Source organism: Heliomicrobium undosum (assembly GCF_009877425.1).
Lineage (GTDB): Bacteria > Bacillota > Desulfitobacteriia > Heliobacteriales > Heliobacteriaceae > Heliomicrobium > Heliomicrobium undosum.
The window spans coordinates 193881-215004 of the sequence record NZ_WXEY01000003.1; the positions used below are offsets into that span (position 1 = coordinate 193881).

Annotated in this window: 19 protein-coding genes; 16 read left to right on the top strand and 3 right to left on the bottom strand. The window is 58.9% G+C overall.

What is annotated here, in order from left to right:
* The first annotated feature begins 78 nt into the window (after window positions 1–78).
* From lspA to GTO91_RS04755, 10 genes are all read left to right on the top strand, one after another.
* Complete coding sequence (gene lspA, locus GTO91_RS04710; protein ID WP_161255593.1) at window positions 79–594, top strand: signal peptidase II; 516 nt, start codon at window positions 79–81, stop codon at window positions 592–594.
* Window positions 595–759: 165 nt separating this feature from the next.
* The gene (locus GTO91_RS04715) at window positions 760–1872 is read left to right on the top strand and encodes an RluA family pseudouridine synthase (RefSeq protein WP_235919116.1); all 1113 of its coding nucleotides are present in this window, start codon (window positions 760–762) and stop codon (window positions 1870–1872) included.
* A gap of 172 nt (window positions 1873–2044) precedes the next feature.
* The gene (pyrR, locus tag GTO91_RS04720) at window positions 2045–2593 is read left to right on the top strand and encodes a bifunctional pyr operon transcriptional regulator/uracil phosphoribosyltransferase PyrR (RefSeq protein ID WP_161255599.1); all 549 of its coding nucleotides are present in this window, start codon (window positions 2045–2047) and stop codon (window positions 2591–2593) included.
* Window positions 2594–2695: 102 nt separating this feature from the next.
* Entirely contained in the window at window positions 2696–3634 is a 939-nt protein-coding gene (locus tag GTO91_RS04725) for an aspartate carbamoyltransferase catalytic subunit (RefSeq protein ID WP_161255601.1), read from the top strand.
* Window positions 3618–4913 carry a dihydroorotase gene (locus tag GTO91_RS04730; protein WP_161255604.1) on the top strand — a complete coding sequence of 432 codons (1296 nt, stop codon included), beginning with the start codon at window positions 3618–3620 and terminating at the stop codon, window positions 4911–4913. The genes GTO91_RS04725 and GTO91_RS04730 overlap by 17 nt, the downstream gene beginning before the upstream one ends.
* Window positions 4914–4980: 67 nt before the next feature.
* Complete coding sequence (carA, locus tag GTO91_RS04735) at window positions 4981–6066, top strand: glutamine-hydrolyzing carbamoyl-phosphate synthase small subunit (protein WP_161255607.1); 1086 nt, start codon at window positions 4981–4983, stop codon at window positions 6064–6066.
* Between the two features lie 2 nt (window positions 6067–6068).
* Complete coding sequence (carB, locus tag GTO91_RS04740) at window positions 6069–9290, top strand: carbamoyl-phosphate synthase large subunit (RefSeq protein WP_161255610.1); 3222 nt, start codon at window positions 6069–6071, stop codon at window positions 9288–9290.
* A gap of 20 nt (window positions 9291–9310) precedes the next feature.
* Entirely contained in the window at window positions 9311–10255 is a 945-nt protein-coding gene (locus GTO91_RS04745) for a dihydroorotate dehydrogenase electron transfer subunit (RefSeq protein ID WP_161255612.1), read from the top strand.
* Window positions 10248–11162: a dihydroorotate dehydrogenase gene (locus GTO91_RS04750; protein ID WP_161255615.1), complete on the top strand. Its 915-nt coding sequence runs from the start codon at window positions 10248–10250 to the stop codon at window positions 11160–11162. The genes GTO91_RS04745 and GTO91_RS04750 overlap by 8 nt, the downstream gene beginning before the upstream one ends.
* A gap of 194 nt (window positions 11163–11356) precedes the next feature.
* The gene (locus tag GTO91_RS04755) at window positions 11357–12835 is read left to right on the top strand and encodes an alkaline phosphatase family protein (RefSeq protein WP_161255618.1); all 1479 of its coding nucleotides are present in this window, start codon (window positions 11357–11359) and stop codon (window positions 12833–12835) included.
* A 124-nt stretch (window positions 12836–12959) separates the two neighbouring features.
* Here the strand turns inward: GTO91_RS04755 and GTO91_RS04760 are convergent, their stop codons facing one another.
* Entirely contained in the window at window positions 12960–14567 is a 1608-nt protein-coding gene (locus GTO91_RS04760) for a glycosyltransferase (RefSeq protein ID WP_161255621.1), read from the bottom strand.
* 201 nt (window positions 14568–14768) lie between these two features.
* Between GTO91_RS04760 and GTO91_RS04765 the strand changes: the two genes are divergently transcribed.
* Together GTO91_RS04765 and GTO91_RS04770 are read left to right on the top strand one after the other, a co-directional pair.
* Complete coding sequence (locus GTO91_RS04765) at window positions 14769–15662, top strand: C40 family peptidase (RefSeq protein ID WP_161255624.1); 894 nt, start codon at window positions 14769–14771, stop codon at window positions 15660–15662.
* 141 nt (window positions 15663–15803) lie between these two features.
* A complete protein-coding gene (locus tag GTO91_RS04770; RefSeq protein WP_161255626.1) occupies window positions 15804–16073 on the top strand; it encodes an STAS domain-containing protein in 270 nt (89 codons plus the stop codon).
* Window positions 16074–16081: 8 nt separating this feature from the next.
* Here GTO91_RS04770 and GTO91_RS04775 read toward each other — a convergent pair whose 3' ends face one another.
* Window positions 16082–17536, bottom strand: a complete 1455-nt coding sequence (locus tag GTO91_RS04775; protein ID WP_161255629.1) for an ATP-binding protein — start codon at window positions 17534–17536, stop codon at window positions 16082–16084.
* Window positions 17537–17884: 348 nt separating this feature from the next.
* Here GTO91_RS04775 and GTO91_RS04780 point away from each other — a divergent pair, with 348 nt between their 5' ends.
* The 4 genes from GTO91_RS04780 to GTO91_RS04795 all read left to right on the top strand — a co-directional run bounded on the left by GTO91_RS04780 (window position 17885) and on the right by GTO91_RS04795 (window position 19778).
* A complete protein-coding gene (locus GTO91_RS04780) occupies window positions 17885–18061 on the top strand; it encodes a 4Fe-4S binding protein (RefSeq protein ID WP_161255632.1) in 177 nt (58 codons plus the stop codon).
* Between the two features lie 189 nt (window positions 18062–18250).
* Window positions 18251–18985 (top strand): VCBS repeat-containing protein, encoded by a 735-nt coding sequence (locus GTO91_RS04785; RefSeq protein WP_235919117.1) that lies wholly within the window; start codon window positions 18251–18253, stop codon window positions 18983–18985.
* Between the two features lie 14 nt (window positions 18986–18999).
* Entirely contained in the window at window positions 19000–19353 is a 354-nt protein-coding gene (locus tag GTO91_RS04790; protein WP_161255635.1) for a hypothetical protein, read from the top strand.
* A gap of 245 nt (window positions 19354–19598) precedes the next feature.
* The gene (locus GTO91_RS04795; protein ID WP_161255638.1) at window positions 19599–19778 is read left to right on the top strand and encodes a hypothetical protein; all 180 of its coding nucleotides are present in this window, start codon (window positions 19599–19601) and stop codon (window positions 19776–19778) included.
* Window positions 19779–19898: 120 nt separating this feature from the next.
* Here the strand turns inward: GTO91_RS04795 and GTO91_RS04800 are convergent, their stop codons facing one another.
* A complete protein-coding gene (locus GTO91_RS04800; RefSeq protein ID WP_161255640.1) occupies window positions 19899–21041 on the bottom strand; it encodes a stalk domain-containing protein in 1143 nt (380 codons plus the stop codon).
* Between the last annotated feature and the right edge of the window lie 83 nt (window positions 21042–21124).

The following is a 21124-nucleotide window of genomic DNA, read 5'->3' on the forward strand; positions in this document are numbered from 1 at the left end:
GTCGCGTCGGTTGCGCCCCCGGCCCCTGCGTGCTAAAATGTTTCAGATTGGGCACTCTGGAAAAGGAGGGACTGGGCCATGAGCCACGGGGCGTCTAGACGGATCGGGAACAGTGTTTTCTGGATGATCCTGCTATCGACGATCGCCGTCGACCAATTGACCAAAGTCATCGTGCAGGCAAAGATGGCGGAGCATGAATCGATTCCGCTCATCCCCAACATATTTCACCTGACCTACGTCCTCAATCCCGGCGCCGCCTTCGGCATGCTGGCCAACAAGACCGTCTTTTTTATCGCCGTCACACTGGTCGTCGTCGGCGGCATTTTGTATTTTTATCGCCGCGTGCCGGAGGATCAGATCTGGATGCGCCTGGGTCTGGCCCTGCAAGCCGGCGGCGCTGTGGGCAACCTGATCGACCGGATCCGCACGGGCCTGGTCATCGATTTTTTTGACTTTCGCGTCTGGCCTGTCTTCAATGTGGCCGATACGGCCATCTCTATCGGCGTGGGGCTGATCATGCTCAGCCTGTTGCTTGCGCCGGATGAGGAGAAAAAGCCTGTGCCGTCCAGCGAGTCGACAGGCTCCGGCGAATAATTTAGAAAAAACGGTTGAGTTTCGCGCCATTGATAAGATGCTGACTCGAGTTGCGCTAGGGAGCGCTGGATTCTGTAGGAATGGAGCCAGAACGCCATGCCTTTTAAAAGGATAGAATCCCCAAATAGCCAGGCCCCAAATGCCCCTGACTTGGCGACAGAGGAATTGGACCTTGAGGTTGATTTGGAGGGGGGCGAACCCGGCAACCCCCAACGGCCCGAACTGGTCCGTCTGTCCGTCACGCCGGCAGAGGCCGACAGTCGCGTTGATGTCTGGCTGGTGCAGAAGGGGCTTGTGCCCTCGCGCTCCCACGGCCAGAACTGGATCAAAGAGGGCCTCGTCACCCTGGACGGGGGGCCATTGAAAGCCAACTACCGCCTGCGTCCCGGCGATGTGATCGAGGTGGCGCCGCCTGCGCCGGAAGCAGTGGAGATCCTCCCGGAGGACATCCCGCTGGAGATTGTCTTCCAGGACGCCGACATCGCCGTGATCAACAAACCGGCCGGCCTCGTCGTCCACCCGTCTGAGGGTCACTGGCAGGGCACACTCGTCAATGCGCTGCTCTACCACATCAAAGACCTGTCAGGGATCAACGGCGAACTGCGGCCCGGTATCGTCCATCGTATCGACAAGGATACCTCCGGCCTGCTGGTGGTCGCGAAAAACGATCGCGCCCACATCCACCTGACAGAGCAGGTGAAGGACCACCGGGTGCGCCGCGAGTACCTTGCCATCGTTCACGGTGTCATCGGCGCGGAAACGGGCCGGGTCGAGGCGCCCATCGGCCGCGATCCGAAAGACCGCCAGCGCATGGCCGTCATCGCCGGCGGAAAAAGCGCCGTCACCCATTTTCGCGTTCTGGCCCGCTACCCCGAACAGGGCTTTAGCCTGCTCCACTGCCGTTTAGAGACGGGACGGACCCACCAGATCCGCGTCCACCTCGCCCATATCGGTCACCCCGTCGCCGGCGACCCCAAGTACGGCCCTCGCAAGGTGGCTTTTGGTCTCACCGGGCAGGCGCTCCACGCTTGGAAGCTCGAATTCGTCCATCCTCGCAGCGGAGAACCCGCGCAATTTCAGGCAGACCCGCCGGCATCTTTCGTACAGGTGCTCGAAGCGCTTCAGACAAACCAAACAAATCAAAGGGACCAAGTAAATCAATCGGACCAAACGAATCTAGCGACTCAGGCGACCCACAAGGACTCACCGTTGACAAAATTCGACCTTTCAAGGTATACTAATCAGGAACAGGAACCCCCCTTTAATTCGGTCCCGTGAGGCCGGCAAGGTTGGGAATCGTGAGTGTAGGACATACGTGCGCGCTTCGCTTGCAGGCAGGTTTTGCCTCGGGTAAAAGGCGCTTCCTTGCATGAGACGATAAGCCTATCTTTGCCGGTGACGGTGGGGATAGGCTTTTTTGCTTTCCCCCGACGCGAAAGGAGGACCCAGGATGAAGCTCCTCAACAAAGCCCTGCTGATGGATGACGACGCTATCCGTCGCGCCATCACCCGCATCGCCCATGAGATCCTGGAAAAGAACGAGGGCATCGAAAACCTGGCCCTTGTCGGCATCCGGCGGCGCGGCGTCCCGCTGGCCAAACGGCTGCAGGAGAAAATCCAGGAGATTGAGGGGACAACAGTGCCCCTTGGCGCGCTGGACATCACCCTCTACCGGGACGACCTGACGACCCTCGATGTGCAACCCGTCATTCATAAGACTGAGGTTCCTTTCTCTCTCAACGGCAAAAAGGTCGTCCTCGTCGACGACGTGCTCTATACGGGCCGCACCGTGCGGGCCGCCCTGGACGCTCTGATCGACATCGGCCGTCCCCAGGTGATCCAACTGGCCGTCCTGATCGACCGGGGCCACCGGGAACTGCCCATCCGGGCCGACTATGTGGGCAAGAACGTGCCCACCTCCAAAAGAGAAGTGATCTCTGTCCGCGTCATGGAAGTGGATGGAGAGGACGGCGTTTCCATCCAAGACATGGTCGATTGATGGATCGCCGGTCGCCTCGCGGCATACACCGGGGGGCTTTTTTGCGGACATTTTCGCGGACAACCTATGCAACCAACTACGGACGAGGGGGACGAGGCATTCATGGCATGGCAGCACAAAGACCTGCTGGGCTTGCGCGGCTTATCGAAGCAGGAGATCGAGCTGATTCTGGACACGGCGGCGCCGATGAAAGACATCATCGGTCGCGACATCAAGAAGGTCCCCACACTGCGCGGAAAATCCGTTGTCTGCCTCTTTTACGAGGCATCCACACGGACCCGCACCTCCTTTGAACTGTCCGGCAAGTTCATGAGCGCCGACACGGTGAACATCGCCGCCTCCAGCTCTTCTGTCGTCAAAGGGGAGTCGCTCATCGATACGGGCAAAACCCTCGACGCCATGGGCACTGACATCATCGTCATCCGCCACGCCGCCTCGGGGGCGCCCCATCTGCTGGCCAAGCATGTGAAGGCCCGCGTCATCAACGCCGGCGACGGCGCCCATGAGCACCCCACCCAAGGGTTGCTCGACATGTACACCATCAAGGAACGCAAAGGCCGCCTGGAAGGCCTGACGGTGACCATCCTGGGCGATGTGCTCCACTCGCGGGTGGCCCGCTCGAACATCTGGGGACTGCGGACGATGGGCGCCGAGGTGCGCGTCTGTGGACCCTCGACCCTGCTGCCGCCGGAACTGGCGGCCACCGGGGTACAGGCCTTCACGTGCATCGAGGAGGCTCTCGAAGGCGCTGATGTGGTCAACGTGCTGCGCCTGCAACTGGAGCGGCAGAAGAAGGGGCTCTTCCCGACGATCCGCGAGTATGCCCGCCAATTCGGCCTCAACCAGGAGCGGCTCAAGCGCTGCAAATCAGATGTGCTCGTGCTCCATCCGGGACCGATGAACCGGGGCGTCGAAATCGCCGACGATGTGGCTGACGCCGATTTCGCGGCCATTGAGGAGCAGGTGACCAACGGGGTGGCTGTGCGCATGGCCATACTGTACCTGATGATGGGAGGAAGCGGCAGTGGCGCTGTACATTAAAGGCGGGCGGGTCATCGACCCGGCCAACGGCATCAATAAAATCGCTGACATCAAAATCGAAGAGGGCGTCATCGCCGGCATCGATGATTTCGCGGGCGCGATCACCGCAGCGGACGAGGTCATCGACGCGGCAGGCAAACTGGTCGTCCCCGGCCTGATCGATATCCACTGCCACCTGAGAGAGCCGGGCCTGGAGGCGAAAGAGACCATCGCTACAGGCACCCGGGCGGCGGCCCGCGGCGGCTTCACCGCCGTCTGCGCCATGCCGAACACGAAACCGGTCTGCGATTCCCAGACGGGCGTGGAGTTCATCTACAATCGGGCCAAGGCGACGGGCCTTGTCCGTGTCTACCCCATCGGCGCCATCACCAAGGGCTCGGACGGCCAGGAACTGGCCGAGATGGCCGACATGGCCGCCTGCGGCGCTGTGGCCTTCTCCGACGACGGCAAACCGGTGCCCCGCTCCGACATCATGCGGCTGGGTTTGCAATACGCCCAGATGGTCGGCAAGGTGATCATCAGCCACTGCGAAGACCCGGAACTGGCGAAAGACGGCGTTATGCACGAAGGCTACTGGTCAACGGTGCTCGGCCTGCGCGGCATCCCGGCGGCGGCCGAGGCGATCATGGTCGCCCGTGACATCCTCCTGGCCGAGAGTGTCGGCGCCAAGCTGCACATCGCCCACGTCTCGACGGCCCGCTCGGTGGAACTGATCCGCCAGGCCCAGTGGCGCGGCGTCAACGTGACCGGCGAGGTCTGCCCCCATCACCTGGCCCTCACCGACGCCGATGTGGAAGGCTTCAACACGGCGACGAAGGTCAACCCGCCGTTGCGGACCGACAAGGACCGCGAGGCCCTTCGCTCGGCCCTGAACGACGGCACCCTGACCATCCTGGCCACAGACCATGCGCCTCATACGGCCGAAGAAAAGGCCTGCGAATACAACTACGCCCCCTTCGGCATCTCGGGCCTGGAGACGGCTTGGCCGCTCTTCTGGCGCGAACTGGTCGAACCGGGCGTGATGACCCTGCCGTCCTTCGTAGCCGCCATGACGGTGGCCCCGGCCAAGCGCCTCGGCCTGCCTGGCGGCACCCTCTCGACGGGCGCGGCGGCTGATGTGACCATCATCGACCCTGAATACACCGAAACGGTCACCCTGGAGAACTGGCAGTCGAAAGGGAAGAACACGCCCTTTGTCGGCCAGACCCTGCGCTCCTGGCCGGTGGCGACGATCGTCGGCGGGCGCGTGGTCATGCGGGACCGCCAAGTGATCGGTTAAACACTACACTTCACCGGGCCGGCCTCACCGGCCTTACGCCAACGCGGCGGCAATACAGGAGGTTTTTATGGAAAAGGGTTATCTCATCCTGGAGGACGGCTCTGTCTGGGAAGGCGAGGCGTTTGGCGCAACGGGGCAGCGACCCGGCGAGGTCGTTTTTAATACGGGCATGACCGGTTATCAGGAACTGCTCACCGACCCCTCCTACTGCGGGCAGATCGTCGTCATGACCTACCCGCTGATCGGCAACTACGGCATCAACGAAGAGGACTTTGAATCGCGCCAGCCCTTTTTGCGTGGCTTCATCGTCCGCGAATGGGCGGAGATCCCCTCCAACTGGCGCAGCCGGGACACCATCAACGAATACCTCAAAAATGCCGGCGTCGTCGGACTCGCCGGCGTGGACACGCGCGCCCTCACCCGGCGCCTGCGCAGCCACGGCACGATGCGCGGCATCATCGCCACCGGTGATGTCGACACGGCAGCGCTGGCCCTCCAGGCCCAGCAGGCGCCTCACATCTCCGGCCAGCCCCTCGTCGATGAGGTGACGGTGAAGGAACGCAACGTCATGGAAAATGACGGCTTTCATGTGGCCCTTCTTGACTACGGCGCCAAGGACAACATCGCCCGGTCGCTGCACCTGCGCGGCTGCAAGGTGACGATCCTGCCGGCCCGCACGACGGCCGCCGAGGTCCTCGCCCTCAACCCGGACGGGATCATGCTCTCCAACGGACCGGGGGACCCCCGGGACGTGCCCTACGCCGTCGAGGCGGTCAAGGAACTGCTCGGCAAAAAGCCGCTCTTCGGCATCTGCCTGGGCCACCAGATCATCGGCCTGGCCGTGGGCGCGAAAGCCTATAAGCTGCCCTTCGGCCACCGCGGCTCCAACCACCCCGTCAAGGACCTGGCAACAGGCCGCGTCTACATCACCAGCCAGAACCACGGTTTCGTCATCGACGGCGACAGCGTCCCCGCCGGTGTGGCCGTCTCCCATATCAACATGAATGACGGCTCTGTCGAGGGCCTCGCTTTTACCGATATCCCCGCCTTTTCCGTTCAGTACCACCCCGAGGCGTGCCCCGGTCCCGACGATTCGGGCTACCTCTTTGACCGGTTCATCGACCTCATAAAGCAAACGGAAGGGAGGGCCTAAGCATGCCGAAGGATCCCACACTGCGCCGGGTCATGGTCATCGGTTCCGGCCCCATCGTCATCGGCCAGGCGGCCGAGTTTGACTACGCCGGCACCCAGGCTTGCGGCGCCCTCAGAGAAGAAGGAATGGAAGTCATCCTGGTGAACTCCAACCCGGCCACGATCATGACCGACGCCAACATCGCCGACCGGGTCTACATTGAGCCCCTGACGCCGGAATTCGTCACCCGCATCCTGCGCAAGGAGCGGCCGGACGGCCTGCTGCCGACCCTCGGCGGCCAGGTGGGCCTCAACATCGCCCGTTCCCTCGCCAAGAGCGGCGTCCTCGACGAATTGGGCGTCCGCCTCCTCGGTACGCCCCTGTCGGCTATTGAAAAGGCCGAGGACCGGGAACTGTTCAAGGACATGATGGAGCAGATCGGCGAGCCCGTGCCCGAATCGACCATCGTCGAGTCGGTCGAGGACGCCCTGGCCTTCGGCGAAAAAGTCGGCTTCCCGCTGATCATCCGCCCCGCCTACACCCTCGGCGGCACCGGCGGCGGCATCGCCACCGACATGGAGTCCTTGAAGACCTTCGCCATCAAGGGCCTCAAGCACTCGGCCATCCACCAGATCCTTGTCGAGCGCAGCGTCGCCGGCTGGAAGGAGATCGAGTACGAGGTTATCCGCGACGGCGCCAACAACTGCATCACCATCTGCAACATGGAAAACATCGACCCTGTCGGCATCCATACAGGCGACTCCATCGTCGTCGCCCCCTCGCAGACCCTCTCGGACAAGGAGTACCAGATGCTGCGGGCGGCTTCCTTGAAGATCATCCGCGCCCTGGGCATCGAAGGCGGCTGTAACGTCCAGTACGCCTTGAACCCCAAGTCCTACGAATACATCGTCATCGAGGTCAACCCGCGCGTCAGCCGCTCGTCGGCGCTGGCTTCCAAGGCAACCGGCTACCCCATCGCCAAAGTGGCCGCCAAGATCGCCATCGGCAAGACCCTCGACGAGATCAAAAACGCCGTCACCGGCAAGACCTACGCCTGCTTCGAGCCGGCCCTCGACTACTGCGTCCTTAAGATCCCCCGCTGGCCCTTCGACAAGTTCGCCGACGCCAAGCGCACCCTGGGCACCCAGATGAAAGCCACCGGCGAGGTCATGGCTATCGACCGCGCCTTCGAACCTGCGTTGATGAAGGCCATTCGCTCGATGGAAATGGGCGTCGTCGGCCTCTGGCACAAGGACATCGCCGACTGGAACGACGCCGATCTGGAAACAGGGCTCGTCGAAGCCGACGACCGGAGGCTCTTCGTCGTCGCTGAGGCGATGCGCCGCGGCTGGTCTCTTGAGCGCCTCCACGACCTCACCAAAATCGATATGTTCTTCCTCGTCAAGATCGCCAACCTCGTCCGTATGGAACAGGAACTGAGCCGCTTCGCCGGCCAGGGACTGGACAAGCTGCCCACCGACCTGCTGAAAAAAGCGAAGCGGATGGGCTTCGCCGACGCCGACCTCTTCCGCATCACTGGCATCGCCGAGATGGACCTGCGCGCTCACCGTTTCGACGCCGGCATCAAGCCCGTCTACAAGATGGTCGACACCTGCGCCGCCGAGTTCGAAGCCGAAACGCCCTACTTCTACTCCTCCTATGACCAGGAAGACGAGGCGGCGCCGACGCCGCGGCCCAAGATCGCCGTCATCGGCTCCGGCCCGATCCGCATCGGCCAGGGCATCGAGTTCGACTACTGCTCCGTCCACTCCGTCTGGGCGATCCGCGACGCCGATTACGAGTCGGTAATCATCAACAACAACCCTGAGACGGTTTCCACCGACTTTGACACGGCCGACCGCCTCTACTTTGAACCGCTCCTGCCGGAAGACGTCGTCCACGTCCTGGCGAAGGAAAAGCCCCAGGGCGTCATCGTCCAGTTCGGCGGCCAGACGGCCATCAACCTGGCCGGTCCCCTGCAAAAAGCCGGGTTCAACATTATGGGCACCTCTGTCGATGATATCGACCGGGCCGAGGACCGGGACCGCTTCGACCAGGTGCTGATCGAACTGGGCATCACCAAACCGGCCGGCCGCACCGCCACCTCCGTCGAGGGCGCCCTCGAAGTGGCCCGCGAGATCGGCTATCCGGTTCTCGTCCGCCCCTCCTACGTCCTTGGCGGCCGGGCCATGGAGATCGTCTACAACGACGAAGACCTGGAATCGTACATGGCCAACGCCGTCAAGGTCAACCCCGACCACCCGGTCCTCGTTGACAAGTACCTCATCGGCACCGAGATCGAGGTCGACGCCATCGCCGACGGCGAGCAGGTGCTCATCCCGGGGATCATGGAGCATGTGGAGCGCGCCGGCGTCCACTCGGGCGACTCGACGGCCGTCTTCCCGGCCCAGGGGCTGACGAAAGAGCAGACCGACACGATTATCGATTACACGACCCGCCTGGCCTTGCACCTCAACGTCCGGGGCGTTGTCAACATCCAGTATGTCATGCATGAGGGGCAGATCTACGTCATCGAGGTCAACCCCCGCTCCAGCCGCACCGTGCCCTACCTCTCCAAGGTGACGGGCATCCCCATCATCAAGATCGCCACCCGCATCATCCTCGGCGATACCCTGGCTGCCCAGGGCTACCAAGGCGGACTCGCCCCGGCCCCGGCCTACACGGCCGTCAAGGCGCCTGTCTTCTCCTTTGGCAAGCTCCTCGACGTGGAAACCTCCCTCGGCCCCGAGATGAAATCGACGGGCGAGGTCATGGGCGTCGACGCGGACTTCCATAAAGCCTTCTACAAGGCCCTCGTGGCGGCGGGGATGGACATTCCGACCAAGGGGACCATCCTGGCCACCATCGCCGACAAGGACAAGGAAGAGGCCATCCCCCTCTTAAAAGAGTTCTCCGACCTGGGCTACAGCCTGGTGGCCACATCAGGCACGGCCGACGCCCTGCAAGCGGCCGGCGTCAACGCCCAGCGGGTCAACAAGATCGGCGAGGGCTCGCCCCACCTGATCGACCTGGTCCGGGAGGACAAGGTGCAACTGATCATCAACACCCTCACCAAGGGCAAGCTGCCTGAGCGGGACGGCTTCCGCATCCGCCGGGCGGCGGTGGAACACTCCATCCCCTGCCTGACCTCCCTCGACACGGCCCGGGTCATCCTTCAGACCTTGCGCACCATTCACGGTGGCGGCGACTTCGACATGGTGCCGCTGCAAGAATATCTCGCCTAAGAGCGGAGGGAGTGAAGAAGGTGCAAAAAACTTCCTCTATAAACAGTTCTGCCGTGCTGGCTGATGCGGCTATCTTATCTCAAGAAGAACTGAAACCGGGCTTTTTCCGCCTCGTCCTCTCAGCGCCGGAACTGGCCCGGCGCTGTCAGCCCGGCCAGTTTGTCCAGGTTCGCGTCAGCGACGGCGTCGCCCCGCTGCTGCCCCGTCCGATCAGCATCCACGGTTTTGACGGGGAGCAGGGGACCCTCTCGCTGCTCTACCATGTGGCTGGACAGGGGACAGGGAAGCTGTCCCGACTAGCCGTCGGGGAATCGCTGAAGATCTGGGGACCGCTCGGGAATGGGTGGATCATGCCCGAAAACCTAACTGGCGGGTCTAAAAACCTTGTCAGCGACTCCGAAGTTAGCGACTCCCAAAACTTTGTCGGCGGCTCCGAAAAAATTCCGACGGACGCTCCTGTTGATGCAGATAAAATCTTGCCCCTCTTCGTCGCCGGCGGCATCGGCGTCGCGCCGCTGCCGCCGCTGGCCAAGGCTTGGCGCGACCTGGGGGCGGAAGCGATCCTGCTCTACGGCGCCCGTTCTGCCGACCAGATCGTCACCGCTGACGAGTTCACCGCCATGGGCGTCGATGTGCGCATCGCCACGGAAGACGGCTCAGAGGGCGTGACCGGCCGGGTGACGGAACTGCTCAAAGACCTCAATACCGGCGACAAACTGCCGCTCCTCTACGTGTGCGGTCCCAAGCCCATGCTGAAGGCGGTGGCTCAACTGGCCGATGATCAGGGCTGGCTCTGCCAAGTCTCTCTGGAAGAGCGCATGTGCTGCGGCCTCGGCGCCTGCCTCTCCTGCGTCTGCAAGACAAAGACCGGTGATGAAAAAGTGGGCGGCAAAGGCTGGACCCATGCCAAGGTCTGCACCGACGGCCCCGTTTTCTGGAGCAGGGAGGTGGTCTGGAATGGGTAACCTGAACTTGCAGGTCAACCTGGGCGGACTGGCCATGAAAAACCCGGTCACCACCGCGTCAGGCACCTTCGGCTTTGGCCTCGAATTCGCGCCCTTTATCGATCTCAACCGCCTCGGGGCGATCGTTGTCAAGGGGACGACCCTGGAGCCGCGGGAGGGGAACCCGACGCCGCGCATGGCCGAGACGCCGGCGGGCATGCTCAACGCCATCGGTCTGCAAAACCCCGGCGTTGAGGCTTTTATCCGCGACTACCTGCCGCCGCTCCGGCAGATCGACACGCCGGTGATCGTCAACCTCAGCGGCAACAGCGTGGAGGACTACGGCCGGCTGGCATCCATCCTGGACGGGGCTGACGGCGTAGCCGCCCTGGAGGTCAACATCTCCTGCCCCAACGTCAAACAGGGGGGCATCCAGTTCGGCACCTTGCCCGCTTCAGCCGCCGCCGTGACCCGGGCGGTGCGGGAGAACACGCAAAAACCCGTCATCGTCAAGTTATCGCCCAATGTGACCGACATCACCGAGATGGCCCGGGCTGTCGTAGACGCCGGCGCCGACGCCCTGGCCCTGATCAACACGCTGCTGGGCATGGACATCGACATCCGCACCCGCCGGCCCGTGCTGGCCAACATCTTCGGCGGCCTCTCCGGTCCTGCCGTGAAACCGGTGGCGTTGCGCATGATCTACCAGGTGTACAAAGCCGTCAATGTTCCCATCCTTGGAATGGGCGGTATTATGAACGGACAGGACGCCATCGCCTTTATGCTGGCCGGCGCAACGGCCATCGCCGTGGGGACGGCCAACTTCACCAATCCCCGGGCCACCTTGGACATCCTCGACGGGATCGAGGAGTATTGCGATCGCGAAGGCGTGCGAGACGTCAACGAACTGATCGGCGCCGCTCATTAACATTTGACCGGGTGACTTTCCTGTCAAGGCAGCGTTATTCTTTGTCATTCGAGCCACCGTCACAAGCCCCCAGATTCTTTCGACAAATCACCTTCCCATTTACGACAGCGTTCTTTTCGGATATCATATAGCTGTGTGTCTCACCGATAACCAATCTCGTTTGCCCTTTTCAATGCAGCAGGAGGTGGGGAGCAGTGCGCCGGAAGAAAGTGATCATGTTTATCATCGATTCCTTGCATCCGAAGGTATTCGATGATGTGACCCAGGACGGTTCCGCGCCTGTCCTCGCTTTTTTGCGCAAAAAGGGCATCAGCCACTCGCGGGTCGTCTCGGCTTTTCCGACCATGACCCCCACCGCCTTGAGTTCAATCGCCACCGGGGCCTATGCGGACAAGCACAAGGTTCCCGGTTTCATTTGGTTTTCCGAGATGAGCCAGCGGCTCGTCAACTACGGCGCCACGCCGGGGGCCATCCTCAAATTGGGCGTCTTTCAGACCGTCAAAAACCTGCTCTACAACCTCAACCAGGAACATATCAACCCCCGCATCGAGACCTTCCATGAGATCCTGGAAGACCGGGGGTACACGTCAGGCAACATCAATTTCTTCATCTACCGGGGGCGCAAAAAAAGGGAGCCGCACCTGCCGCTGCTGATCCGCCTAGCCGCATGGCTGCGCTTGCGCGGTCCCGTCTTCGGCCCTGAGAACCTGGTCCTCGGTGAGTGCTGTCTCTCACCGAGCCTGCAAGGCTTTCGCGGTCCCGCCGGCCCCTTCAACAAGTTTGGCTTCAATGACCGCTACTCGTGCCTGGCTGCATCGGAGTTGATCCGCCGGGGAAAGCAGCCTGACTTTATGATGGTCTACCTGCCCGACAATGACGGCTACTCCCACCGGATGGGACCCCTCAACGCCCATCCCTGTGTCCGCAAGGCCGACCGGATGATCCAGACGGTGCTCAACGCCTTCCCCTCCTGGGAACATGCCTTGGAGGAAAACGCCTTCCTGGTCGCCGGCGACCATTCCCAGTGCCCCGTCGGCCCCAATCACACGACAGTGCTGCTTGACAAGATGCTCGCCCAATTCCGGCGGATGGAGATGCTCTCCTGGGGCGCGGCGCGGCGCTACGACATCACCATCTGTCCCAACGAACGGATGGCCATCGTCTATGTTCTGCGCAACCAGGAGTCGGTGCTGCCGGGTGTCGTCGACACCTTGTCCGGTGATGAGCGCATCGCTCAGATCATGTGGCGGGAAGGGGAACGCATCCGCGTCATTCAGGGCGGTTCGCGCAAATCCCTCACCTTCTGGCGCGAAGAAACCTATAAAGATACCTTCGGCGTCCATTGGAATTTCAACGGCGATCTATCCGTTGTGGACGGCGAGGTCCGCAACGGTATCCTCCACTTTGGCGAATACCCGGACGCTTTCTCCCGCATCGCCTCGGCCTTGGAAAGCCAGGTGACGCCCCGGGTGCTCCTCTCCGCCCGTCCCGGCTTTGAGTTTTACGCCGATGACTCGCCCATCTACCCCGGCGGCGGCAGCCACGGATCGCTCCATGAGAGCGACTCCATCGTTCCCGCCGTGCTGGCCGGCACTGATCATGACCTGCCCAACCTGCGCGTAAGCGACTTCTTCCACTGGCTGATGGAACTGCTGCCGGCGCCGTCGCGGTAAAGGGCGAACTATACAATTCGCTCCATCCTATTATGAATAGTGAAAGACTAAAAAAGGTCGTCTCTTCGAGGTCAACTCGAGAAACGACCTTTTTTCATTGTACGAATCATAATCGTCGTACTGATCACAAGTAATGGGGGGAAGATTCGACGCAACGAATCATGTCGGAAAGAGCGCTGCTGGTATCAGTCAAAAATGCCGCACGCTCTCTGGCGATGCGCCCTTCTTCTTTTCTGAATTCAGGGTCGTGGGTCCATCTTTTTATAAATTCTTCGATCTGAGCAAAATCGCGAATGTGATACCGTGTTCCGGCGTTCTGCGCCACATCACCGATGGGAAAGGTAAATACGGGAAGTCCCTGATGAAGCGCCTCAACGGCCGAAGCGCCTCCGCCTGTGCGAATGGGATTCAAAAAACCGTCGCAAAGGGAATAAAAGGCGAGAATATCTTTTTGAAATCCCACAAAAGCCGTCTGCCGCTGGAGACTGTCATGGGCCAAACGGAATTGTTCGTAGCCCTCAAATCGCCCGGCGAAGGCCACAAAGACGTGGGGATTGGCATCGAGAAAGGCGGATAATTGTCCTGTAAACTCCGGAGTCATCTCTTCACCCAGACGAACACCGACGACGGCGAGGACATAATCGCCTTCGGGAAGCCCCAAATCCCTTCTGGAGAGCCCTGTTTTTTGGGACGGTATGGAATAGGTAAAGCAACTTTCTATGATTCTATCCCTGTGAATTTGACATTTCTCTAAAATCGTTTGATCGCTCTCATGGAGGGAACGCCATAAGACGAGCAGTTGCCCCTCTGTGACAGGAATGCTGTTGACACAGGCCTGGGTTGCGACGGGGACGATTTTCCTGCATATATCAGCGGTAAAGTTATTTCCTCCGATCGAAAAAACGAAGGATGGGCGATTATCTGCCACAAATTCCAGGATCCGAATGATCTCAGCAACGTTCGGCATCGTACTATCGCACTGGTAACAGGGAAAAGCAATGTCCTCATGATGGAATTCGCTGGCGCCCTTATGTTTGTCGATGTAGGAAGCGATTAAGGGATTATACACGGGCATCAGCATCTTCGTCGGCATCTCGGCCGAATTGATAAGAAAGACCTTTTTGTTCAGTTTTTTCTGGAGTACGGAAATTCGGTCTAAAACGGTTTGGGTGGGTCCATGACCTGGTCCCAATAGTTGATTCGTTATTAGAACAACAATGTCTTTGTTTCTCTTTTCTGCTGGGATCCAATCGAAGGTGTCCGGAATCATCTTTTCCAAATGTTCCAATATGCTTGAATGGAGCCTGCGAAAACGGTAGTCTTCGTCAACGCCGCACAGGTAGGGGTGGATAAACTGTTTTCTGGCGATTTGCCAGTAGAGAAAATGCCGAAGATGGAAGGGGACATCGAGAGATTCGGCGACCAAATACATTCGATCCAAGTACGACTTGTCTTTTGTTGCATCGAGCAAAAATGATTGGTTGAAAAGCCATAGCAATGGATCACTGGTCGTTAACGCATCTTCGGTGATTTCTGCGATTTCGCTCATCGTTGCTGTATCCAGGGATATAAGTATGTCGTGGAGCTTTTTATATTTATCGTTGCATCTTATGATTTTTTGTTCTAGCCCAATCGTATCATCGTTCAGCGTCGCGACGGCCTGATCCAGGAGTTGTGCGTAGTTCAATAGGCTGTTTCTTCCTTCATTGACAACAGGGGTGCCCAGGGACATGACAAAGATCTCCTCCATCCTGGTGAAAAACAAGGGTCAGCCGGAAGCAATGACTCTTTTTTCCAACATTTTTTGACAATGATTTGCCAATCCCTTCAACGAGGGAAATATCGCCAGTCTCAGGGAAAGGGTAGGATCATAGGGTAACGATAATGGTGTTGGGAGCCAGACAAGGAATCGAGGAAAAGAGGGAGAGAAGCAATGACGATGACACCTGCGCAGACGTGGCTAACCAGGATTTGCCGTCCCCTCGCCGATGTCTGGAGCGACTGGGCCGAGGGACGGGAGCGGGTGACCCAAGGATGGCTGGGCAGCGCGGTGGAGTGTTTGGAACAGGAGCAATACCAGCCGGGATGGCGCAAGGTTCGCCTTCCCGACCAGAAGGGGTACGAGGGCTGGATGCAGGCGGAAGACCTGAGTCTTATTCAGTTCCTTCGGCATGAACCGTTGCTTGAAACGTTGCGTGAACCATGGGTGGTCATCGTCGAGCCAGTTGTAAAGCTCCGTCAAAGCGGGTGCGCCCACTGTCATCTCCCCGATTCCGAAAGCGGTCTTTCACTCGCAGAGGGTGAATTGTGGCTTCCCATGGGGGCCCGTTTTCCCCTGCTCGAAAGAAGAGGGGGAGAAGTGGCGCTGCGGTTGCCCGGGGGCTCCCTTTCTGACGGCGCCCTCTGCTGGGCGCCTGAAGATGCGGTTCGCCTTTGCCAGGACCAATGCAACCGCCAACAAGCGGAAGAAGCCCTTCATCTCGCCGCTAAGTTTTCCGGTCGCCCTTACCTCTGGGGCGGTATGGGCTGGCCGGGCATCGACTGCTCCGGCCTCGTTTTCATCGCCTTTTGGACCCTGGGGTTTGGGCTGCCACGGGACGCCCAGGACCAGTGGGCGGCCACAGCGGCAATTGCGGAAGGCGATGCCTGTCCCGGTGATCTCATCTTCTTCTCCAGCCACCCGCCGCAGTTGGATCATGTGGGCATGGTGGCCGGGGAGAGGCGGTTTCTCCATGCATCAGGCAGCCTGGGCGGAGTTTGCTATAGCGAATGGCGGGAAAGCCGATGGAGGGATACGCTGGCTGGTTTCCGGCGAGTCCTCCGGTAGTAATAAAAATAACTGTCTCCAAAGGATTTACTTCGGTATATTCTGACAATGCGATATGGTAATATATGAATATCACAATGAGTAAACGATAAGGCGCAGGGGTGGGATATGGCATATCATTTTGATTTTGAAGGTCATACCGTGAATGTCCAATTAGAGGGAAACTTTACGTTTATGACCGCCATCCAATTTAAAAATGAAGTCTTACAACTGATCGACGAGGGAAGGCACTTCGTCACGATCGACATGAGCGGTGTCGACCTCATCGACAGCCTGGCCCTCGGTTCATTGGTGTCGGTGCTGAAACGCACCCACAGCCACGGCGGCAACGTGCGCATTCAAAACCCGCAGGGCATTGTCCGTGAGGCCTTGGCGATCACAAAGTTGAATCAGGTATTTGTGATCGATTGAAAGAACTTTCAAGCGTTTTCTGCCAATGCGATCTTGAATCGAACCATGAAGGTGCTTCCCAGGGGGCTTGACTTTACATCGATGGCGGCATTGTGTCTTGCGGCAATGCGGTAGCAGACGGCGAGCCCCAGGCCGGTGCCGTAATCTTTCGTCGTGAAAAAAGGGATGCCCAAATTGTCGAGCACATCTTGCGCCATTCCGCTTCCTTCATCGCGGATAGATAGGATGACCTTGTCATCCTCGCGCTCCGTTCGGATCGCCAGTTCTCCCCCTGGCGCCATCGCTTCTAAGCCGTTACGGGTCAGATTGAGCAACAGTTGGCGGATCTCCTTTTCATCCAGGGCCAGCGGCGGCAGATCATCGGCCAGTTCGAGACGCAGTTGCATGTTCATCGTGAAGGCGTCCGATTGAATCAGCGGATAGAGGTTTTGGATGATGGCGTTGATATCGTGATGGGCGAGCGGGAGATCGCCCTGCTTGCGCAGGGACAAAAATTCGGTGACGATCTGGTTGGCCCTATCCAGTTCCTCGATCATCAGGTTGAAGTATTGTGTTAGGTGACCGTTCTCCGGTTTGCTGTTCAGGTATTGTAGGTAGCCGCGCACTGTTGTCAGCGGGTTGCGGATCTCATGGCCGAAACCGGCGGCCATCTGTCCGATCAGGTTGAGCCGCTCCAGACGGGCCATTTCCTTCTGGTAGTTCTTTTGTTCGGTAATATCGACGCTGATCATGCAGCGGACCCAGCGACCGTCAGACCACTTGATCCGGTTGTAGGTGCAATGATACCAACGGTTGGTCTTTTCGTCACAGGTCTCCCAGGAATGGGGGCCGTTTGTCTTTTTTCTATCTTGGGTGAGGCACTCGGGGCAGCGATGTGAAACCCCGCGGGTCGCTTCGTAGCACCGGCGCCCGCTCGGATCGCCGATCCTGTGGGTGAAGGATTTATTGACAAAAAGGATGCGGTCGTCATCGGGGTTGACGACATGGATATAGGCGTCCATGCTGTCAAAGATGGCCAGCAACTGGTTGTGCTTTTGCAGCAACTCCTCTTCGGCGATCTTCTGTTGTGTAATATCCATGATCGTGCCGAAAATATATTTTTCATCGTCCAGCATGGTGACGACGGCGGAAAAGAGGCCGAAACGGATGTCTCCGTTTTTGGCATTGTAGGTCATCTCGCAGTCGCGCGCGACTTCATCGTCTCTGAGCTTTTGCCAGAGCGCTTCGGCAAGGGAACTGTCAGTCCATAAGCGAAGGTCGAAGGAAGAGCGGCCGATAATCTCGTCACGGCGGTAGCCGAAGACCTCCTCAAACCGTTTATTCACGTCAATCACGCGCCGGTCCTTGAGGCGATGGATGATCATCAGCCGTTCACCGACCTCACAGGATTTGAAGAAAAGGCGCAGCCGGGGATTGGCGTAAAATTGTTCCCGGATCCGCTGATAGCTATCGCCGGATGACATGGGTTTGTTACCTCGCTCTCTCTGAAAAAAACAAGGCGTAGCGAAGCACTACGCCTTTCGGTGCAAGAATAGTATACTGCGTTCTTGATATGTAACAGCAGGTGTGCCTGAAAGAACATCACCGTTAGATAGTATGGTTATACGACAGCGCATGACCATAAGACAGCAAATGGATGATTAATAAGAAACTTTGTAGTATTTTACCATATGATGACTGGTAATTTCAATACTTTCATGCTTAATCACAGTAGATATCGACGAATGCCACGTTTTCACAAGAGGAAACCGAACATAAGCGGCGAAGTAAGTAATTGCTCTCCCAAACACAATGAAAGGAGTGTGAGTCCGATGGCTTATCGGATCAGCGCTGATGACTGCATCGCCTGCGGCGCCTGTGAAGGCGGTTGCCCGGTTTCCTGCATCTCGGAGAAGGAAGATGGAAAGCGCGTGATTGACGAGAGCGCCTGCATCGACTGTGGCGCTTGCGCCGATGCCTGTCCTGTCGCCTGCATTCATCAGGTGTAATGGCACGATCACCCGCCGGATTCTCGGCGGGTGATTTTGTGTTTCCAACCAGGTGATTACGAATCATAATGAGGACAATGCCAGGAATATTAGCTTGATGTTATCGGATTCGGGGATGCTTTCTTTCGGGGGCGCGGGGCAATCCTTCGGTTCATAGGATACTCCATCAGCGCGCGTGGAGGGAGTATCATGGATTACGCGGATTTCTTTTCAGCGACAGAGGTTCAGCCCATGCCGGGCATCATCCTGGACGTTCGGTTTGGAGACGTCAATGGCGATCGGATCCCTGATCGGGTCTACCTCACCGGCCACAGACCTGATCCCCAGAGCCCCTTTGTCGACAGAATCACTTTGATGATCCAAGACGGGCGGACGATGGGGACGTATCCCATTCCCTTGCGGACCAACGCCGGTTACAACCCGACACTGTTCTTGGGCGACTTTACCGGAGACGGTGTCATGGATATCCAGGTGAGCATCGATTCGGGAGGCTCCGGCGCGCTGACCTTTGAATATATCTATTCTTTTCTAAACAACCGTCCGCGGCTCCTGTTTGACGATGAGCAGTTCAATCAGTTTTTTCAATATGACGTGAATTACCGGGACATGTACAAGGTGGATGTGGTCAGCAAAAGCCTGCAAAAAACGTTTACGATTGACATCCGGTATAAAGGTCCCGAATACCTCGCTGAAATCTATAATCCTGACGGCACGCTGAAGGCGCCGATCGAAGGGTTTGTGGTCGGGATCAGCGGCCTGTATCCGGTTGACTTTGACCGCAACGGTGTCTACGAGTTGCTGGCCTTTCAAGGGATTGCCGGACGGTACAATGCGGACAGGATCGGCTATGTGCTGACCGCGCTCAAGTGGGATGGCAGCCGGTTTGCAGTCATGAATCAGTGGGTGGCGATTTTTGGGGGTTAGTCAGGAGAATTCAGTTGCTGTTCCCGCCACGCTTTCTGTCTCTCTTCTCTGCCCGCTTGCCACTGTTCCCGCTGCTCCGGCGTCAACGTTTTGCCTGTGCCTTGCCAGGGGGGAGGAGTGACCTGCCCTTGCCCCTGACCCTGGCCTTGACCCTGCCCCCGGCCCGAGCCTGGCCCTTGGCCGGCGCTTTGGCCTTGTTCAGCACCTTGGCCCTGGGCCGCACCCTGGCCTTGACTCGTTCCCTGCCCTTGACCGGCGCCATTCCGTTGCCCCTGCCCGTTGCCAGACCCGTTGCCTCGCCCTTTTCCCTGGCCTTGAGGGTTCTGCAGGTCGTTTTTGCCAAAACCTGCGTTCCCATTGTCCGATGATGGGGCTTCCTGTGCGGCAGGTTGAGTGGGGAGGGTGCCAGTGGGCGTTGCGGCGCACCCGGAGAGAAGGGACAGCATGAACATCGCTGCGACGGGAATGACGATCCTTTTTAAGCCTTTCATTGGAAACACATCCTTCTTCATGAAAATGTTTGCCCTATTATCTCACGGAAAAGTTGCAATAGATTGACAGACAAGTGACAGTTTTGTTACAACTTTGCTGTTGCTTCGTTCAGATTCACAAAATGTTCTCCCTTGGCGCTTTTTCCGTAAAATGGATGTTGCAGGGCGCTCGTGGAACGCCGGATGATCAGAAGCCGGCTTTTCGCGATAGGGTCATCACCCAGGTGCTGGAACGGGCGAAGCAGCCCGATGGCGCCTACCTGGATCGCTTCCAGCGGATCAATGTATCCGCTTGGAAGTAAAGCACATGCATCCTGAACCTCGCATGATAAAAAACCCCCGATGACACGCCGCAAATCGAAGTGTCGTCGGGGGTTTTGACTTGTTCGCCACGTTTTTTTACCTTCGCCTGGAGGCAGCGGCTATCGGAGCGGGACGGTCAACAGGTCGGACAATTGGCTGTAGGGGATTGTAAACTCAGGAAACCCATAGGCGTAGGCGGTCAGTTCGTACAGTTGGTAGTAGACGACGATTCCGTCGGGACGCAGGTAAAAGGGCTGCTTGGCGTCGATTGAAGTGAAGGGCGAAAACAGGTAGATGTCCCTGTCCTTGATCTGCTGCTTCACCTGCCCGCTGATGCGGTCGATGTAGTCCGATGAGGCGAAGAGATCCTTCAGTTCGTAGACTTTGCCGTCAGTAGTGTCGAAGGTGAGGGAAGAGGCGTAGGACATGCCGTGGGCGCCGCCCAGGTAGTTGTAATCGATGAAGCGGAGGCTGACCAGGTTGTTGGCGTTGTATTTGACTTCATAGTTGCTGACGACAGAAAAGACGCGCGGGGGAAGCCCCGCTTCCGCGAATTGGGCATGGCACTCTTCGGCTTCGGCCAGGGTCGCCTGTTTGAACTGGGTCACCTGTTCACGGATCTGGCGGTTGATCCGCTCCTGAGCGGCAGCGTCCTTCATGCCGTCGATCTGCGGATATTGAATATCGATGATCATCTTTTCATCTTCTGAATACTCTTTGACCGTTTTGAAGGTGACGGCATTTTCTGTGATCCGGCTGAGATTCACCGTCTTGGCCGCCGCGTCCCAGGCGACCTTGACGGAAAGGTTTTCGGAGACGAAGCGAAGGGGCACATAGACTGCGTCGCCGATGAGTTGCGGCGGCGAGTCCAATGAGACGCGATGGTCGCCGACGGTCGCCTTGTAGTCGTCCACCTGCATGGTGATCGTCCGGCTGGGGCCGTTGAGTGTCACCATCTGGTTTTCAGCCTTCCAGGCAGGTTCGAGCCCCAGCGCCTCACTGACGCCCCGCAGGGGGACGAGGGTTCGTTCCTCTACGATCCGGCCGGAGAAGGGGAGGAGCGTGCCGTTGAGGGTGATGGAGACGGCGGCGGTGTTGCCGGCGGTGGCGGCGTCGCCTGCGGTGGCGCTGGCGCTGGCGTAGGCGGCGTTACCGGGGAGGGATGTGACACTAGCGTAGGCGGTGGTGCCGGCGTTGGCAGTGACCTGTGCGACAGTGAGCGTCAGCAGCGCAGCAGCGGTGAGCAAAAGGGGTTTTTTCATGATCTCTCATCCTCTCTGCCAAAATGTGCCCTTTTATGATAGGGGAAGTGTGTATTCAGAAGAATTGTCTATCAGTGTCAGTG

Bases quoted from the DNA above. Each gene is read 5' to 3' on its own strand.
- lspA (WP_161255593.1), top strand. From the start codon at position 79: ATGAGCCACGGGGCGTCTAGACGGATCGGGAACAGTGTTTTCTGGATG.
- pyrR (WP_161255599.1), top strand. From the start codon at position 2,045: ATGAAGCTCCTCAACAAAGCCCTGCTGATGGATGACGACGCTATCCGT.
- GTO91_RS04725 (WP_161255601.1), top strand. From the start codon at position 2,696: ATGGCATGGCAGCACAAAGACCTGCTGGGCTTGCGCGGCTTATCGAAG.
- carA (WP_161255607.1), top strand. From the start codon at position 4,981: ATGGAAAAGGGTTATCTCATCCTGGAGGACGGCTCTGTCTGGGAAGGC.
- carB (WP_161255610.1), top strand. From the start codon at position 6,069: ATGCCGAAGGATCCCACACTGCGCCGGGTCATGGTCATCGGTTCCGGC.
- GTO91_RS04750 (WP_161255615.1), top strand. From the start codon at position 10,248: ATGGGTAACCTGAACTTGCAGGTCAACCTGGGCGGACTGGCCATGAAA.
- GTO91_RS04760 (WP_161255621.1), bottom strand. From the start codon at position 14,567: ATGTCCCTGGGCACCCCTGTTGTCAATGAAGGAAGAAACAGCCTATTG.
- GTO91_RS04765 (WP_161255624.1), top strand. From the start codon at position 14,769: ATGACGATGACACCTGCGCAGACGTGGCTAACCAGGATTTGCCGTCCC.
- GTO91_RS04775 (WP_161255629.1), bottom strand. From the start codon at position 17,536: ATGTCATCCGGCGATAGCTATCAGCGGATCCGGGAACAATTTTACGCC.
- GTO91_RS04780 (WP_161255632.1), top strand. From the start codon at position 17,885: ATGGCTTATCGGATCAGCGCTGATGACTGCATCGCCTGCGGCGCCTGT.
- GTO91_RS04785 (WP_235919117.1), top strand. From the start codon at position 18,251: ATGGATTACGCGGATTTCTTTTCAGCGACAGAGGTTCAGCCCATGCCG.
- GTO91_RS04795 (WP_161255638.1), top strand. From the start codon at position 19,599: ATGTTCTCCCTTGGCGCTTTTTCCGTAAAATGGATGTTGCAGGGCGCT.
- GTO91_RS04800 (WP_161255640.1), bottom strand. From the start codon at position 21,041: ATGAAAAAACCCCTTTTGCTCACCGCTGCTGCGCTGCTGACGCTCACT.